The following is a 16,785-nucleotide window of genomic DNA, read 5'->3' on the forward strand; positions in this document are numbered from 1 at the left end:
GGGCAGCGCGGGGTGGTCAGATTCGCGACCGCCTCCGGTCGCGGGACACTCGGAACAATTCGGGCCCCACATCGCAGGACGCGTTCGCCTGCAGGGCGAATTTCCTTGATATTGATTGCTGGCAGCTATCCCAAACCTGCCGGGATCAGCCCGCGAACAACTGGCGAAAATTCGAAACGAGATAGTGCCGGCTTCGACTTGTCATCGGCCACGGCGTCGCGTCCGGCCAGGAGATGCAGTCCGCTTCTCAGCAAGCAGAGCCGCAGCCCGAAAGCTGCAGCTCTCCTGGTCCTGTGAATGGCGGCGCAGCAGCCGCCTCTGCTCAGGTGTGGCGGATCTCGGTCCCCAGGACCTTCAGGCACTCGCGCATGAACGCCGCCAGGCCGGTCCATCCCTTCGCCGAAACCATGGTCCCGTGGACGTGGGCGTCCTTCGGCGCGACGTCGATATAGATGCCGCCGACGGCGGTGACTTCGGGGGCGCAGGCGCCGAGACCGGCGACTTCCTTCCCCTTCAGCACCTCCGGCACGGCCATCAGGATCTGGACGCCGTGGCAGATCGTGAAGATCGGCTTCCCGGCCTCGTGGAAGTGCCGCACCATCGCCTGGATGCGCGGATCGGTCCGAATGTACTCCGGCCCTCGCCCGCCTGCCGCGTAAACAGCGTCGTAGCTTTCCAGCTCGGCTTCGGCCTCCGAGAAGGTCTTGTTGATCTCGGCGAAGTGGCCCGGCTTCTCCGTGTAGGTCTGGTCGCCCTCGAAGTCGTGCAGCGAGGTCTTGATCAGGTCGCCGGCCTTTTTGTCGGGGCAGACCACGTGCACCGTGTGGCCGACCGCCTCCATGCCCTGCTGGTAGACGTAGATTTCGTACTCTTCGGTGAACTCACCGGTGAGCATGAGGATTTTCTTGCCGCTCATGGGGGCTCCTGCTGATCGGGATGCGGGTCCGGCCGGCCCGTTCGGGCGGCCGGACCGTTAGGGCGTCGTCAGAACGGGGAATCAGGGAAGTAGAACTGGTCCGCGTTCTCCGGCGTGATAAGGGGCGCGTCCAGCTTGAAGGATCCCCGCATCGGCGCCTGTCCGGCGAACTGCGCCGCCGTCATGTACATGGCTGACGCGATCATCGACGGCGGATAGGGCGTGGAGATGGGGGTCCGCTCGTCGCCCGCCTTCACCATCTCGATCACCTGCTTCATGCCGTTGCCGCCGAGGGCGTACTTGATGTCGTCCCGGCCGGCTTCGTCCACGGCTTCCAGAACACCGAGCAGCATGTCGTCGTCGTTCGCCCAGACCGCATCGATGTTCGGGTAGCGCGCGAGATAGTCCTGCATGAGGGTGAAGGCTTCGTCCTGATTCCAGTTGGCGTACTGGATGTCGAGGATCTCGATGTCCGTCTCATCGATGACGTCCCTGAAGCCCTTGATGCGCTCGTCGTCGATCACCGTCGGGATGCCGCGCAGGACCACGATCTCGCCCTCGCCGCCGAGCTTGTCGACGAGCCACTTGGCCGTGTTTGCCCCCACCGCGATGTTGTCGCCGGCCACGTAGAGATCCTGGATCGACGGATCCGCCAGGCCGCGGTCCACCACGGTGATGAAGGTGCCGTTGGAGGCGACCTGTTCAACCGGCCCGGTCAGCTCTTCCGAAGTGAACGGCAGGATGACCAGCGCGTCGAGTTCGTTGGTGGCGGACAGGTCCTCCAGCGAGGAGACCTGCGCCGTCGCCGACGAGGCGGTCGACACGATCACGTCGATGTTCGGAAAGGCGGCCTCGAGCTGCTTCTCCGCTTCCTGGGCGTGATAGACCACGCCGCCGGTCCAGCCGTGGGTGGCGGCCGGGATGGAGACCGCGATCGTGAACTCCTTGTCCTGGGCCTGCGCTGCGGTGGCGGCGAGCAGCCCCGCAACCACTGCGGCCGAAAGCGTGGCCACTCCTTGATGTCTTGTCTTCATACTTTCCTCCTCGTTGGATTCTTGATTGCCGCGCGTTCAGCGCGCCTTTGTGAAGCGGTGTGCCAGCATGGCGATGATGATGATCGCCCCCTGCACCGCAGCCACCAGGTATTCCGACACCATGTCCGAGAGGACCATGACGTTGGCGATGATCTCGAGAATGAGCGCGCCGGCGACGGTGCCCCAGATGTGCGCCTTGCCGCCGCGCAGGAGCGTGCCGCCGATGACGACGGCGGTGATCACCTGCAGCTCCCAGAGCTGTCCGGTCGTCGGCGTGGCCGCCCCCAGCCGCGGGACGTAGCAGATCGCCGCAACCGCCACGCAGAAGCCCTGGATGACGAAGGCGAGCGTCCGCACGCGCCCGACGTGGACGCCCGAGAAGCGGGCGACGTCGGCGTTCGACCCGACAGCGGTGACCCGGCGTCCGTACTTCGTCCGGTAGAGCAGGAAGGCCCCGACGAGGGCGATCACGATGGTGATCAGCACCGGATACGGGATGCCGAGAAAGTCGCCGAAATAGACGGGCCTGTAGGCACTGCGCAGGCTGCGGTCGATCGACAGCGACCCGCCGTCGGACATGAACGTGATGAAGGCGCGGAAGATGCCCATCGTGCCGAGCGTCACGATGAAGGGCTCGATCCGGCCGACTGTGATGATCATTCCGTTCATCAGCCCGCAGAGCGAACCGACCACCAGGGCGACCAGCGCGCCGGCGGGAATGGCCCATACCCCGATTGCCGGAGCCATTGCGTTCATCGCCATGATCATGATGCCGGTGACGAACGCCATCATCGACCCGACGGACAGGTCCAGCCCGCCGGTGGCGATGACGAAGGTCGCGCCGACGCCGATGATCGCGATGAAGGCGCTGCGCGTCATCACGTTCAGGATGTTGTTTCCCGACATGAAGTTGGAATTGATCAGCACGCCCAGGAGAACGATCATCGCGAGCGCGATGAACGGAGCGAGATCGCCCCAGCGGATCTTGAAGCCTTCGCTTTGCGGACCGGCTGCGCGTTCGGCGCTGCTCATGTGCGCTTTCCCCCCTCGGTGTCTTTGCCGCTGCTGGCGGCGGCGTAGACGATGTTCTGTTCCGTGATGTCGTCGCCGGTCAGCTCGGCGACGAAGCGGCCCGCGCGCATCACCAGGACGCGATCCGCCAGCCCGACCAGCTCGGGCAGTTCGGAGGAGATGACGATGCAGGCCTTGCCGGCCCGGACGAGCCCGTCGATGAAGCTGTAGATCTGGCTCTTGTTGCCGATATCGATGCCGCGGGTTGGTTCGTCGATGATGACGACGGAAGGATCCGCCAGCATGACCTTCGCCAGGAGCAGTTTCTGCTGATTGCCGCCCGAGAGCTTTCCGGCCTCGACGGCAAGCGACCCGACACGGATGTCGTATTCCTCGATCGCCGTCTGCAGGAGCTGCGCCTCCTTGCGGCCGTTGAGCCGGAGGCTCGGGTTGACCATGTCCAGCGCCTGAAGCGTCAGATTGGACCCCAGCCCCTCGTTGAGGAGCAGCCCTTTGCCCTTTCGGTCCTCGGTCAGATAGACGACGCCCGCGGCCATCATCGCGTCGACATCATGTTTCGCGACCGAAGTTCCCGCGACCGCGATCGACCGCGACTGCGCAGGACGCAGGCCCATGAGGCCTTCCATCAGTTCGGTGCGCCCTGCCCCGATCATGCCCCCGATACCGAGCACTTCGCCCGCGCGGACCGTGAACGATCCCACGACCCGGCCGTGATCGACGGAAAGATCCTCAACCGCCAGCACCGGCTCGCCCGATGCCGCGCCGCGCTTCGGCGGGTACAGCATGGAGAGCTCGCGACCGACCATCAGTTCCGCCATCTGGCGCTGGTCCAGGTCGGCGGCCGGCCAGGTTCCGATCATCCGGCCGTCCCGCAGGACGGTGACACGGTCGGCGAGAGCCTCCACCTCTTCCAGGCGGTGGGAGATATACAGGACCGCGACGCCGTGCTCGCTCAGAGCACGGACGATGTCGAACAGAGCGTCCACCTCGTCGTTGGCGAGCATCGCGGTCGGCTCGTCCATGATCACCACCTTGCGCTCGTCGAGCAGCGCGCGTGCGATCTGGAACAGCTGCTGCTGGGCAAGCGGCATGTCGCCGACGCGATCGGTCGGCCGGGCCGTGGAGCCCACACGCGCCAGAACCTCGGCGGTGCGCCGGTTCATGGCTCGGTCGTCGACGGCGAACCCGCGCGATATTTCGCGGCCGAGGAAAAGGTTCTGGGCGACGGTCAGATCCGGGGCGAGCAGAATTTCCTGGTGCACCAGAACGATGCCGGCGTCCTCCGCCTGCACGGCGTCATCGAAGGAAACCGGTGCGCCCGACATGGAAAGCGTGCCGCTCGTTGGTTCTGCGTGACCGGAGAGCAGCTTCATCAGCGTGGATTTGCCTGCTCCGTTCTCGCCGATGATGGCGTGAACCTCGCCGGCGCGGATATCGAGGCTGACGTCGCGCAGTACCGTGATCGGGCCGTACGCCTTGGACAGCGCCTCCGCATGCAGAACGGGCGCTTCCGGCGCGTATTCAATGGCCTCATCGCGGGTCAAAGCGGCACTCATTCGAACGCGGCCGTGAGACGCGAGCGCGAGCGGCTGATATGGTCGTACATCGCTTCGTAAGCCGCTTCCGCGTCACCTGCGCGGAAAGCCTCGAGCAGCCGCTCATGCTCCTCCAGGGCCTCTTGCGTCACCCGGCTGTGGAACATCAGCCGAAAGATGTGCAGATGGACGTGCTGATCGTTTATGGCCTGCCGGACGATGTCATTGTCGGCCACCTTCAGGATCTCGTCGTGGAGATGAGCGTCTGACCGCGCGAAGCGGGAATACCGACTGTTGCGATCAACCGGCGGCTCCCCTTCCTCCATATCCGCCGCAGCCGCCTCGATGCGGGCCAGCGTTTCCGGCGTCAGCCTGAGGCAGGCCTGACGCGCACTTTCCGGCTCGAGCATCAGGCGGAACTTGTAGAGATCCTCGAACTCCTTGCGGGTCAGCTGGGGAGCCGCCGAGTAGCCGATCATGTGAGCCTTGCGAACGAGGCCCTCCCGCTCGAGGCGGGTGAGCGCCTCGCGCACCGGCGTCTGTGAGACGTCCAGTTCCCGAGCCAGTCCGTCGATCGTGATCCGGGCCCCGGGCGGAATTTCCAGCGACATGATCCGCTCGTAGATTTGCTCGTGGATGCTCTGAGCAATGCTGGAGGGGCGCATGAAGCTGCCCTTCTCGCCCCGAGCCGTCGTCACTGCCATCCCGTCCCATCCCGATATCAGCATCCTTGACAAGGCTAACTCTAACACTGATACGATATCGAATGTCAAATCCGATATCATATATGATCTGATTTTTTGGGAACGAAGACGTGCTGGTTCCGGTCGAAAGCCTGAGGGTCCTGGCGAAGAAAGCCCTCTCCCGGCAGGGAGTTGCGAACCCCAATGCCAGCCTTCAGGCCGAAGTCCTGATGGAAGCGGAACTGCGCGGTTTGCCGTCACACGGACTTCAGAGGCTGCCTCAGATTATCGCCAGGATCCGGACCGGTCTGGCGGATCCCGACGCGACCGGTTCGGCGCGCTGGACCCGGCCTGGCGCACTCGCGGTGGACGGACAGCGCGGCCTCGGGCCGGTCGTTGTGATGGACACCATCGGGCGGCTTTCGGAAGCCGTGCAGTCGCGCGGCATCGTGTTGGCTGCGATCCGAAACGCCAATCACATCGGCATGCTCGCCTACTATGTCGAAGCCGCCGCCCGTCAGAACCTGATCGCGGTGGTCCTGACCACCAGCGAAGCGCTGGTGCACCCGTTCGGCGGCACCGAAGCGATGCTGGGCACCAATCCGATCGCAATCGGCATCCCGACCGGTGCCGAGCCGTTCGTTCTGGACCTCGCCACGAGCCGCGTCTCGATGGGTAAGATCCACCACCACGCCCTGACCGGCCGGCCCGTTCCCGACGACTGGGCGGTTGACGCTGACGGGAACCGGACGACCGACCCGGAAGCCGCAAAGTCAGGCGCCATAGCGCCCTTCGGCGATGCCAAGGGCTATGGCCTGGGACTGGCTTTCGAACTTCTGGTCGCCACGCTCGCCGGATCGGATTTCGCACCCGAGGTCCACGGGACGCTGGATGCGACCGAGGTGGCGAACAAGGGCGACCTCATCATCCTGATCGATCCCAACGCCGGAGACGCCCGGGCCGCCGGAGTGGCGTCCTACCTCGATCGCGTCCGCGGATCGCGCGCCGCTGATCCGGCCCGCCCGATCGCGATCCCGGGCGACCGAATGCGTGCCCGCAGGCAGCACTCCCTCGAAGCCGGCATCGAGCTGCCGGACGCCCTTTATGACCAGATCCAGGCCCTCTCGGTCGGCTGACAGATAACAGGAGAGAGCATGACACTATTCGGCGCGATCAGGGCACCCAAAGAGCTGATCTTCGGCTCCGGTCAGCGCGACGCCCTGGCCAGGGTGGCCGGAAGGCATGGCCGGCGCGCACTGGTGATCACCGACGAACGACTGGCGGAAGATGGCGAATTCCTGCGTCTGACCGCCAACCTCAAGGCCGCCGGCCTCGAGGTACGTATCGACGGGTCGACACTGCCCGACGTGCCCGTCGACACGGCCGTGATCAGCGCCGAGAAGGCGCGCGGGTTCGCGCCTGACCTCGTAATCGGTGTGGGGGGCGGCTCGTGCCTCGACATGGCGAAGTGCGTCGCGGTCCTGCTGACCCACGGGGGACGGCCGCAGGACTATTATGGCGAGTTCCGCGTGCCCGGCCCCATGATGCCCCTGATCGCGGTTCCGACGACGGCCGGCACCGGCTCCGAGGCGACGCCCGTGGCGGTCCTGTCCGACACCGAACGGCAGCTCAAGGTCGGCATCTCCTCCCCGCACCTGATTCCCACCGCCTCGATCTGCGATCCGGACCTGACGCTGACCTGCCCTGCGTCGCTGACTGCGATCGCAGGTGCCGATGCGCTGACCCATGCGATCGAGGCCTTCACTGCGGTCCGCCGCCGGCCGGAACCCGACCTGACACAGGAACGGGTCTTCATCGGCAAGAACACCACATCCGACCAGTTTGCCCTGACCGCGGTCGAGTTGCTGTGGGACGGGCTCGAGGCAGCCTGTCGGGACGGCATGAACGAACCCGCACGCGCCAAGGTCATGCTCGGTGCAACCACCGCCGGTCTTGCCTTCGGCGTCGCCGGAACCGCCGCGGCCCATGCCATTCAATACCCCGTCGGCGCCCTCACCCATACCGCCCACGGCGCCGGGGTCGCCTGCCTGATGCCCTACGTCATGTCCTGGAATGCACCGTCTATCGAACCGGAGCTCGACCAACTCGCCGTCAAGATGGGCCTGGGCTCGGGTGCGGAGGTGATCCCAGCAGTCGCGGCCCTCTTCGGCCGCATCGGCATTCCCGGCACGCTCAAGGATCTCGGCCTGGCCGAGGAGAAGCTGGACTGGGTGGCCGAGCAGTCCTGCGGCATCGCCAGGCTCGTCCAGAACAATCCGCGCCCGCTCACGCTGCCCGACATGCGCCGGCTGGTCGGCGCGGCCTATCGCGGCGACCTCGACATTGCTGCGGCACACTGATGGAGACCCTCATGACTCGTCCCGCGGCCTTTAACGGCTATGCCGATCCGCACCGCCATGCTGCCGGGCTCTACATCGGCGGGAACTGGCTCGCAGGAGACGGAATCGCGGTGATCGACCCATCGACCGGGGACCTCCTCGTCGAGGTCGCCGACGCGGGTGTCGATGAAGCCCTGAGCGCGGTGGATGCGGCCGAGGCGGCAGCAGCCGGATGGCGCAGCACCGCGCCGCGGGAACGTTCGGAAATCCTGCGGCGCTGGTTCGAGCTGATGCGCGAGCGTGCCGAGGAACTCGCGGTCCTGATCTCGCTGGAGAACGGCAAGGCGCTCGCGGACGCTCGCGGCGAAGTGGCCTATGCGGCCGAATTCTTTCGATGGTACGCGGAAGAAGCCACCCGGATCGGCGGCGAATTCCGTCACACCCCCTCCGGGGCGCACAATATCCTTGTCGACCATGAACCGATCGGAATTGCGGTCCTCATCACGCCCTGGAATTTCCCGGCGGCGATGGCGACCCGCAAGATCGCTCCGGCGCTTGCCGCCGGTTGCACCGTCATTCTCAAGCCCGCGGCCGAGACACCGTTGACCGCCTACGCCATGGCACGCCTCGGCGAAGAGGCCGGAGTTCCCGCCGGGGTGGTGAACGTGCTGACGACCGCGCAGCCGGGACCGGTAACGGCGGCCATGCTGGCCGATCCCCGGGTCCGCAAACTCTCCTTCACGGGCTCCACCGGTGTCGGCCGGACGCTGTTGGCCGAAGCGGCAAAATCCGTCGTGCACTGCTCCATGGAGCTGGGCGGCAACGCGCCTTTCCTGGTCTTCGACGACGCCGATCTCGAGGCAGCGCTCGACGGAGCTATGATCGCCAAGATGCGAAATGGCGGCGAGGCCTGCACGGCCGCCAACCGCTTCTATGTGCAGAGCGGCATCCACGACGCCTTCGTGGAGGGGCTGGCTGCGCGCATGGCGGCCCTTAAGATTGGCCCGGGCTATGATCCGCAGACTCAATGCGGACCGATGATCACGCCCCAGGCCGTCGACAAGATCGATCGGCTCGTCGCCGATGCCAGGGCACGCGGTGCCCGCGTCGTGACCGGCGGCGACCGGCTGACCAGAGATGGCTTCTACTATCCACCCACCGTGCTGGAAAACGTGCCGACCGACGCGGAGATCGCCCACGAGGAAATCTTCGGACCTGTGGCGCCGGTGTACCGGTTCCGGACCGAAGACGAGGCCGTGCAGCTCGCCAACGACACGGAACATGGCCTTGCCGCCTACGTCTATTCGCGCGACATCATGCAGGCGATGCGCGTTGGACGGCGGATCGACACCGGAATGATCGGCATCAACCGCGGCCTGATGTCGGATCCGGCCGCCCCGTTCGGCGGCACGAAGCAGAGCGGCCTGGGCCGCGAAGGCGGGGTGACGGGGATCCTGGAGTTCCTGGAACCAAAGTATTTCGCCGTCGAGTTCTGACAGCCGGGTCGCCGCGGCTGCGCCACAGCCGGGCGCACCTTCTTGCCGTCACCGAAGCAGGGTCGGAGGGCTGAGATGGACATGCACGATCCATATCGGAACCGGGATTTCATCCCGGACTTCGATGCCATCATGGCGGAAACCGAAGCGCGCAGTCGTTCGCTTGCCGCCCGCGTCCGCATGGAACGCGACCTCAGATACGGGCCGACGCCCCGCCAATGTCTCGACCTGGTGTTTCCCGAGGACCCGACGCCGGGAGCACCGTTGCACATGTTCGTGCACGGGGGCTACTGGCGATCCGGCAGCAAGGAAGCACACACGCTGGTTGCCGCACCCGTCATCGCGTCGGGCGGCATCGCCGCGCTGATAAGCTACGACCTTATGCCCGGCACACGGCTCGCCGCGATCGTCGAGCAGGTCCGGAACGCTGCCAGATATCTCTGCGATATCGCTCCTGCCATCGGAGCCGACCCTGCACGCTTCACCGCCAGCGGCCACTCCGCAGGCGCCCATCTCGCGTGCCTGCTCGCAGCCGAAGCTCCGGGCGACGCCTCACCGCCGGACCTGGTGCCGGTGAAAGGGCTTCTTCTCGTCAGCGGCATCTACGACCTGTCCGACATTCCCGAGAGCTTCCTCAAATCCGAGATACGGATGACGGCGGACGAAGCCGCCGCGTGGTCTCCCCTCAGCGCGCGACACCTGGACGGGCCGCTACGGGTCCTGGCTTACGGGAGCGAAGAAACTGCGCCTTTCCACGATCAGGCGGCAGCTCTCGACGCGCTCCTGAGCGAAAGCGGTCAGGCCACGGAGATCCGGCCGGAATACCGGCTCAACCATCTCTCCGTCGTTCTCGATCTTGCCGACCCGCAACGGCCCCTCGGCCGGAGGCTTGCGACGATGGTCGCAGGCTCCTGAGCCGGCGGAGAGATCGATTCATGTTCCGGCGGAGGTTGACTTCCGTGAACCGGAAAATGGCTGCCATCAATCCCATACCGATTTCATGATGGCCATGAAATCCTCCGCGCCGACCGGGCGTGGATTTGACGCCGTGGAATGATCCTTGACCGCGGCTTCCGCGACGTCCCGAAGACATTCTTCGGGCACCCCCATCTGCGAGAGCGTCTTCGGCAGACCGAGATCCTCATTCAGTGTCTCGATCGCCGACGCGAGATCCGCGTTGGGTGCAAGGCCGAGCGCCTCTGCGAGCTGCGGATATTTGTGGGGTGCGGCTGACTGGTTGAACTGCAGCACCGGCGGCAAAAGCACAGCGTTGATGGTGCCGTGATGGAGCCGGGTTCCCTTTACCCCTCCGAGCGGGTGGGAAATGGAATGAACCGCCCCAAGGCCCTTCTGGAAGGTCATGCCGCCTTCGAGCGCGGCCATCATCATCTCGCTGCGGGCGCCCAGGTCGCTTCCATCCTCCACCGCACGGCGCAGCGAGCGAGTGGCCCGCCGAAGCCCATCGAGGGCGATGGCTTCCGCCGGCGGATTGAACTTCGGGCTCAGATAGGTCTCGATGCAGTGGGTTACTGCATCCATGCCCGTCGCTGCGGTCAGAAGCGGCGGCAGGCCAAGCGTCAGTTCCGGGTCGCACAGGGCGACGGTCGGGATCATGTGAGGCGAGATGAACCCCAGTTTGCGGCCGTCCTCCAGGGTGATCAGCGCCGCCCGGCCCACCTCGCTCCCGGTACCGGCTGTGGTCGGAACCGCGACCACCGGCGGTTTGCGCGAGGTGATGCGGTCGAGACCTCCGAGAATGACCGCATACTGTTCGAGCGGTTCGGGATGTGTGACGAGCAGCGACACCACCTTGGCCAGATCGATGGGCGATCCTCCGCCGAGGCCCACCACGCCGTCACAACGCCTTTCATGAAAAAAGGCGACCGCTTCGCGGCCCGCTGCTTCCGTCGGGTTCTCGGGCGTATCGGAAAAGATCGGCGTATCAGCCGGAAGCCCGCCGGCCTCGATCACGCGCTCGACCAGTCCGGCGGTCAGCAGACCCCGGTCCGTCACGATCAGGGGGGACCGGACACCCGCGAGCTTCAGTTCCTCACTAAGAAGCCTCACCGAGCCCGCTTCGAACTGAATCCGGGTGAGGTAGGTAATGAGTGCCATCGCGGGCTCCAGATCCTGAGATTCTGATACATGCCGGGGTCCGGGCGAAGAAGCCGGAACCCTGCCTTCATGGCATCGGCTTGCCGCTTACGGCAACACCGCCTGCGCGATCTCCCTTTGCATTGTCAGAACTAGAGAACAGCCATGCTCGACATGGCGTACGGCACCGGGGTCCGAACCGTTCCGTTCACCAGCGGGCGGCCAAAATCCGGAATGCTGATCTCGAAGACGTCGCCGTCCTCCGTCTTGATCCCATCGGCAAAGGAAGCCACCGAGGTGCCCATGAACTGGACATGGACATCGCCGGGCCGCAAGTGCTGCTCGTACTTGAAGTGATGAAACTCCAGGTTCGCCAGCGAATGACACATGTTGTCTTCCCCGGTCGGAAAGCTTTTCTCCCACAGAACGTCACCGTTCCGGCGGATCCGGACCGTGCCCTCGATATGGCGCGGCAGGTCGCCGACGCGCAATTCCGGACCGTAGGAGCAATGGCGCAGCTTCGCGTGCGGCAGGTACAGATAGTTTTTCTTTTCCATAACGTGGTCAGTCGCCTCGTTACCGATCGCAAACCCCAGCCGATACGGCTTGCCATCGGGACCGACGACATAAAGGCCGACAACCTCCGGCTCCTCTCCCTCGTCTTCGGCGAACGCCGGAACAGGATAGGATGCTCCGGGGCGCACGACGATGGACCCATCGCCCTTGTAGAACCACTCCGGCTGAACGCCCGGCTCACCGCCCTCGGGGCGACCGCCCTCCATGCCCCACTTGAACATGCGCATGGAGTCCGTCAGCGACTGCTCGCCTCCCTCCTGCACCTTCTGATTCATCTGGTCGCGCGCCGCCGCGCTGCCCATGTGCGTAAGCCCCGTGCCCGCGATCAGGCAGTGGGCGGGGTCTTCGTGGTCGAGCGGCACCAGAACCCGCATCTCTTCGAGAAGGGTGCCGTAGTCGTAGGTCTCCTCGGTCCCCGCAGCCTCGACCTCTGCGGCGAGCGTGCGACCGTTGGCGATCGCCTTCAGGGCAAGCTCGCGCATCGTCGCAACGGACGAGACGCGGCGAATGGTATCGCCATCTACGATGCCGACGGCACGCGACCGGTCGTCGGTTTCGAACTGGATCAATCGCATCGGGAAAGGCTCCTCTGGTAGCGCACGGCCAGCTCCGACGAGCGGAAACAGAACTCCGTGACGGGGCTTCGGTCAGGCGCACCGCTCCCGTGCCCGGGCAAACAGGGCCCGAAACCGGACACGCCTCAGATTTTTGGATGACGAACGTCGTGGGACGGACGGGACCGGCTCAGCCTGTCCCGCCCGGGTTCGGATGTCGGGTTATTCCGACTTGGCCGCGGCCATATCCTTGCGGGCCTGTTCGATCAGATCGGGCCCGATATTGCCGGAGAACTTTTCGATCACCGGCTCGACCGCCTGGCGCAGCTTTTCCTGTTCTTCGGGGGCGAGTTCGATCACTTCCATGCCCTCTTCCACGAGCAGCGTGTGAGCGATGTGATCGGCGGCGTCCCGCGACAGTCCGCGCTGGTAAGCCTCGGTTTCCTGGGCAGCTTCCTCGACGATCGCCCGGTCTTCCTCGGAAAGACCGTCGAACCAGCTCTTGCTGGCGAGCAGCACATACGGGCTGTAGACGTGGCCTGTGAGGGTCAGATAGTCCGTCACCTCGTAGAACTTGTCGGAATAGGTCAGCCCGACCGGGGTTTCCTGCGCCTCCACAGCACCGCTTTCGAGAGCGTTGTAGAGTTCCGGATAGGGCAGCGGCACCGGGTTCGCGCCGACAGCCTGGAAGGTTTCGATGAAGAGCGGGTTCGGGATCACGCGGATCTTCAGACCGTCGATGTCTTCCAGCTTTTCGATCGGGCGCACGGCGTTGGTCATGTGACGGAAGCCGTTGTCCCAATAGGCGAGACCGACGATGCCGATCTCCTCCAGCCGGTTGAACAACTCGTCGCCGACCGGGCCGTCCATGACGGCGTCGACGGCGTCGAAATCCGCATAGAAGAACGGCAGATCGAAGATGCCGAAGGCCGGAACCGCGCCCACGAGATTCGACGTCGGGCCGACCATCAGCTGCACGAAGCCCCCCTGCAGCGAGGACTGGAGCTGAGGTTCGTTGCCGATGGTTCCGCAACAATAGGTGTCAATGGTGAGGCGGCCGTCGCTCTTTTCCGCGACCAGTTCGGCGAACCTTTCGACCGCCTTCCCCACCGGGTGCGTTTCGATCGGCACGTAACCCAGGCGCGCTTCCTGTGCGGCAACGCTGCCGGCGGCAAGCGCCAGTCCCGCGGCAAGTAGGGTTGTTCCCAGGCGTTTCATGTCACTTCTCCCTTTTTATGGTTGAGCAGTTATCGTCCGGCCAAGAACTCTCCCGGCACGGTGACGATGGCCGGGAAGAGGATCAGCAGCAGGAGCACGGCGACCTCCGCGATGAGGAACGGGATCAGTCCCCTAACCGCCACCTCCATCGGCACCTTTCCAACGCCGCACACGGCATTCAGAACCACGCCGACCGGAGGGGTGATCATTCCGATCGCGGAGGTGATGATGAAGACGACGCCGAAGTAGACCGGATCGATTCCGGCGGATTTGACGACCGGCATGAGCACCGGAATGAGGATGAGAATGGCGGGCGTGAAATCGAGCACCATGCCGATGACCAGCACGACGACCACGATCATGAGCAGCAGCAGCGTCTGTGAGTCGGCGAACGGCTGCAGCAGCGTCGCCACCTGACCGGGCAGGTTCAGGATGGTGATGAGCCAGGCGGACACCATCGATGCCGCGACGAGCAGCATGATGACGGAGGTGGTTTTCGCCGCACTCAGGATTGCCGCATAGAGATCGCCGAGGCCCATCTCCCGGTAGACCAGAAGGCTGACGAAAAGGGCGTAGGCTGCCGCGATGATGCCCGCCTCGGTTGGCGTGAAGACGCCGAACTTGAGCCCGCCGACGATGATCACCGGCATGACGAGGGCCCAGGACGCCGAGCGGATCGCATGCCAGACTTCCCGACCGGAGCGCCGCGGCAGCGGCTCCGTCCCGTCACGCGCCGACACCCACCACCAGGCAGCGACCAGCATCACAGCCATCAGCAGGCCCGGAACGATACCGGCCATGAACAGGCTCGTGATCGACAGGTTCGCCGTCACGCCGAGCAGAATGAACCCAACCGACGGCGGGATCACCGGCGCGATGATACCGGTGGCTGCCATCAGGCCCGCCGACCGGCCGACGTCGTAGCCCGCACGGCGCATCAGCGGCAGAAGCATCACGGCGAGCGTCGCCGTGTCGGCGATAGCGGAGCCGGAGAGGCTGGCCAGAAGCACGCCGGTGCCGATCACCACGTATCCGAGCCCGCCGCGGAAATGACCAAACAGGCTCATCGCCGCGTTGACGATCCGCTGGGACAGGCCGCCGACGTTCATCAGTTCGCCCGCAAGCAGGAAGAACGGAATCGCCATAAGCGGATAGCTGTCGGCCCCGTCGATCAGCTTCTGCGCCAGTATCTGGGCGTTGACGTTGCCCATCGACACCATCATTGCGACAGCGCAGACCATCAGGGCGAAGGCGATCGGCATGCCGATCCCGATCGCCCCCAGAAGCGACCCGAGAAAGACGAATGCGCTCATCGGTCGTCGCCCTCGCCCCGGGCGGGCAGCGAGGATCCGTCGGGCCTGATCTCCTCGCTCCGACCGGGCCGGATCGAGCGCCAGAGATTGCGCAATATGATCAGGGCGAAGAAGGCTGCCGCAAACAGGCCCGCCGCATACATCGTGCCGACGGAGATGCCGGAGATGGGCGCGTAGTTGTTCAGGTTGACGACGGTCTGAACCCAGCTCCCCTGCCAAAGCAGCCAGCAGCACCACAGCATCAGCAGATGACTGACCCAGAAACAGGCAAGCCGGACCGGACGCGGAAAGACATCGATCAGCCACGAGACGCTGAGATGCGCTCCATCCTTCAAGGCGACAACGCTTCCGACGAACACGACCCAGACAAAGATCAGCCGGGACACCTCGACCGAGAACGGGATCCCCGAATTGAAGCCGTACCGGAGGACGACGTTCAACAGAACCATCAGGCTCATGACGGACATTCCGAGCACCAGCAGGTGCTCAAGAATCCGAAACACTCCTCCCCTCATATCGGGACCCTCGCCTCCGCAGCACGTTTCCTCAACTCACGGCCCACTTTCTGGGCTTTATCTTTTGATATAGCGAATTTTTCGATCCAATCGTCCGAATATCTCGGATTATACAACCCGGCACGTTCTTACTTTTTTAGTGCGCTGATTGAGATTGAAGCTTAGTCTGGCAATATCGAGATTGGCCAATGAACCTTCCGGATAGCGGTATCAAGGAAAGTTATACCAATGCTGCCATCCTTGAATTCGATGGTGTCGCGGCTTCGTGTGAAGCACTTTCGCCTGCTTGTGGCGCTGGACGATCACGGCTCAATCCTGAAGGCCGCAGAGCAGGTGGCGCTCAGCCAACCGGGCGCCACGAAGGCTCTTCAGGAGATCGAATCGGCCCTCGGCGAACCGTTGTTCGTGCGGACCAATCGTGGCCTGGAACCCAACGAAGTGGGCCACTGCGTGATCCGTTACGCCCGGCTGATCTACACCGACCTCGCGCACCTTCGCGAAGAGATGAGCGGCATTCTGAACGGCCATGGCGGTCGCCTCGCCGTCGGCACGATCATGGGCGCAGTGCCGATCACGACTGAGATTCTGTCGCGACTGCTCGGAAAACAGCCGTCGCTGTCCGTGCAGATCATCGAGGGGACGAGCGAAGGCCTCCTGCGCATGCTCGACGACGGACGCCTCGACGTCGCTCTGTGCCGAACCAGCGTGAGCCATCGACGCGAAGCCTACGAGGCCATCAACGTCCGCCAGGAACAATTGGCCGTTGTCGCGAACGTGGACCACCCTGATGCGTCGGCGAACAGTCTGGAGCTGGGAGATCTTGCGGATCGGCCATGGATTGTCTGCGCGACCAACATGCCGATGCGGCGATATCTCGAACGCGAGTTCTATGATGCCGGCATCGAGTTCCCGCTTAACGTGGTGGAGGCGACCTCCGCCTTTGCGGTGGTCTCCATGATCCAGCGCAACCGGTCGACGGTGGCGCTGCTGTCCACCGATGCGGCAGAGTTCTTCGCGCGGTTCGGCATGATCACGATACTGCCGATCCGGTTAGAGACGCCGAGCGAGCCCTATTTTCTCGTGACGCACCGCGACCGAACCCTGCCGCCGAGCGCGCAGTTGTTCATTGACGAGTTCCTCGAAGCGACCGACCGGCTGGACGATGTTTCGGGCATGGCGTCCTCGCCATTCGATCTTGCGCCGGAGCTCCCGACTGAGCCCTTAGAGGCGGAGCCAGACACCGTCAGGTAGCATTCGCAACCCGCACCTATTGCGCGTGCCACCACGTCAAGCGCAGCGCACCTGGGACACATAGCGGCCGCTCCACCCCCCGGGGGATTAGGCCTGCCAAAGACACTGGTCCTTCGATCCTGCAGGTGCGCAACCAGTTCGCACAATCCGCCCCCTGCCACCCGTGCGACCACAAAAAAGGCCGCGTCCAGCGCGGCCTTTTTCGTGTCTTCGCGGGTAGCGGTGTGCA

Annotated in this window: 15 protein-coding genes; 5 read left to right on the forward strand and 10 right to left on the reverse strand. The window is 64.6% G+C overall.

Features of this window, described 5'->3' with window-relative positions; genetic code table 11:
* Window positions 1–322: 322 nt before the first annotated feature.
* From J2S73_RS21535 to J2S73_RS21555, 5 genes are all read right to left on the reverse strand, one after another.
* Complete coding sequence (locus J2S73_RS21535) at window positions 323–916, reverse strand: DJ-1/PfpI family protein (protein ID WP_306887776.1); 594 nt, start codon at window positions 914–916, stop codon at window positions 323–325.
* Window positions 917–984: 68 nt separating this feature from the next.
* Window positions 985–1,950 carry a substrate-binding domain-containing protein gene (locus J2S73_RS21540; protein ID WP_306887777.1) on the reverse strand — a complete coding sequence of 322 codons (966 nt, stop codon included), beginning with the start codon at window positions 1,948–1,950 and terminating at the stop codon, window positions 985–987.
* 36 nt (window positions 1,951–1,986) lie between these two features.
* Window positions 1,987–2,982: an ABC transporter permease gene (locus tag J2S73_RS21545; protein ID WP_306887778.1), complete on the reverse strand. Its 996-nt coding sequence runs from the start codon at window positions 2,980–2,982 to the stop codon at window positions 1,987–1,989.
* Window positions 2,979–4,538, reverse strand: coding sequence for a sugar ABC transporter ATP-binding protein (locus tag J2S73_RS21550; protein ID WP_306887779.1), 1,560 nt, complete (start codon window positions 4,536–4,538; stop codon window positions 2,979–2,981). Before J2S73_RS21550 ends, J2S73_RS21545 begins: the two co-directional genes overlap by 4 nt.
* A complete protein-coding gene (locus J2S73_RS21555) occupies window positions 4,535–5,221 on the reverse strand; it encodes a GntR family transcriptional regulator (RefSeq protein ID WP_306887780.1) in 687 nt (228 codons plus the stop codon). Before J2S73_RS21555 ends, J2S73_RS21550 begins: the two co-directional genes overlap by 4 nt.
* Before the next feature lie 110 nt (window positions 5,222–5,331).
* Between J2S73_RS21555 and J2S73_RS21560 the strand changes: the two genes are divergently transcribed.
* The 4 genes from J2S73_RS21560 (at window position 5,332) to J2S73_RS21575 (ending at window position 9,950) form a co-directional block, all read left to right on the forward strand.
* Window positions 5,332–6,336 carry an Ldh family oxidoreductase gene (locus J2S73_RS21560; RefSeq protein WP_306887781.1) on the forward strand — a complete coding sequence of 335 codons (1,005 nt, stop codon included), beginning with the start codon at window positions 5,332–5,334 and terminating at the stop codon, window positions 6,334–6,336.
* 18 nt (window positions 6,337–6,354) lie between these two features.
* Entirely contained in the window at window positions 6,355–7,560 is a 1,206-nt protein-coding gene (locus J2S73_RS21565; protein WP_306887782.1) for an iron-containing alcohol dehydrogenase, read from the forward strand.
* 11 nt (window positions 7,561–7,571) lie between these two features.
* Window positions 7,572–9,035 (forward strand): NAD-dependent succinate-semialdehyde dehydrogenase, encoded by a 1,464-nt coding sequence (locus J2S73_RS21570; protein ID WP_306887783.1) that lies wholly within the window; start codon window positions 7,572–7,574, stop codon window positions 9,033–9,035.
* A gap of 81 nt (window positions 9,036–9,116) precedes the next feature.
* Window positions 9,117–9,950 carry an alpha/beta hydrolase gene (locus J2S73_RS21575; protein WP_306887784.1) on the forward strand — a complete coding sequence of 278 codons (834 nt, stop codon included), beginning with the start codon at window positions 9,117–9,119 and terminating at the stop codon, window positions 9,948–9,950.
* 66 nt (window positions 9,951–10,016) lie between these two features.
* Here J2S73_RS21575 and gbd read toward each other — a convergent pair whose 3' ends face one another.
* From gbd to J2S73_RS21600, 5 genes are all read right to left on the reverse strand, one after another.
* Window positions 10,017–11,150: a 4-hydroxybutyrate dehydrogenase gene (gene gbd, locus J2S73_RS21580; RefSeq protein ID WP_306887785.1), complete on the reverse strand. Its 1,134-nt coding sequence runs from the start codon at window positions 11,148–11,150 to the stop codon at window positions 10,017–10,019.
* Between the two features lie 131 nt (window positions 11,151–11,281).
* Window positions 11,282–12,280 carry an AraD1 family protein gene (gene araD1 / locus J2S73_RS21585; RefSeq protein ID WP_306887786.1) on the reverse strand — a complete coding sequence of 333 codons (999 nt, stop codon included), beginning with the start codon at window positions 12,278–12,280 and terminating at the stop codon, window positions 11,282–11,284.
* Between the two features lie 201 nt (window positions 12,281–12,481).
* On the reverse strand, window positions 12,482–13,477 hold the full coding sequence (locus tag J2S73_RS21590) for a TRAP transporter substrate-binding protein (RefSeq protein WP_306887787.1): 996 nt from the start codon (window positions 13,475–13,477) through the stop codon (window positions 12,482–12,484).
* A gap of 29 nt (window positions 13,478–13,506) precedes the next feature.
* Window positions 13,507–14,790 (reverse strand): TRAP transporter large permease, encoded by a 1,284-nt coding sequence (locus J2S73_RS21595; RefSeq protein WP_306887788.1) that lies wholly within the window; start codon window positions 14,788–14,790, stop codon window positions 13,507–13,509.
* On the reverse strand, window positions 14,787–15,293 hold the full coding sequence (locus tag J2S73_RS21600) for a TRAP transporter small permease (RefSeq protein WP_306887789.1): 507 nt from the start codon (window positions 15,291–15,293) through the stop codon (window positions 14,787–14,789). The genes J2S73_RS21595 and J2S73_RS21600 overlap by 4 nt, the downstream gene beginning before the upstream one ends.
* 240 nt (window positions 15,294–15,533) lie before the next feature.
* Here J2S73_RS21600 and J2S73_RS21605 point away from each other — a divergent pair, with 240 nt between their 5' ends.
* Window positions 15,534–16,556: a LysR family transcriptional regulator gene (locus tag J2S73_RS21605; RefSeq protein WP_306887790.1), complete on the forward strand. Its 1,023-nt coding sequence runs from the start codon at window positions 15,534–15,536 to the stop codon at window positions 16,554–16,556.
* The last annotated feature ends 229 nt before the right edge of the window (window positions 16,557–16,785 follow it).

It is taken from the genome of Amorphus orientalis, assembly GCF_030814015.1.
GTDB lineage: Bacteria > Pseudomonadota > Alphaproteobacteria > Rhizobiales > Amorphaceae > Amorphus > Amorphus orientalis.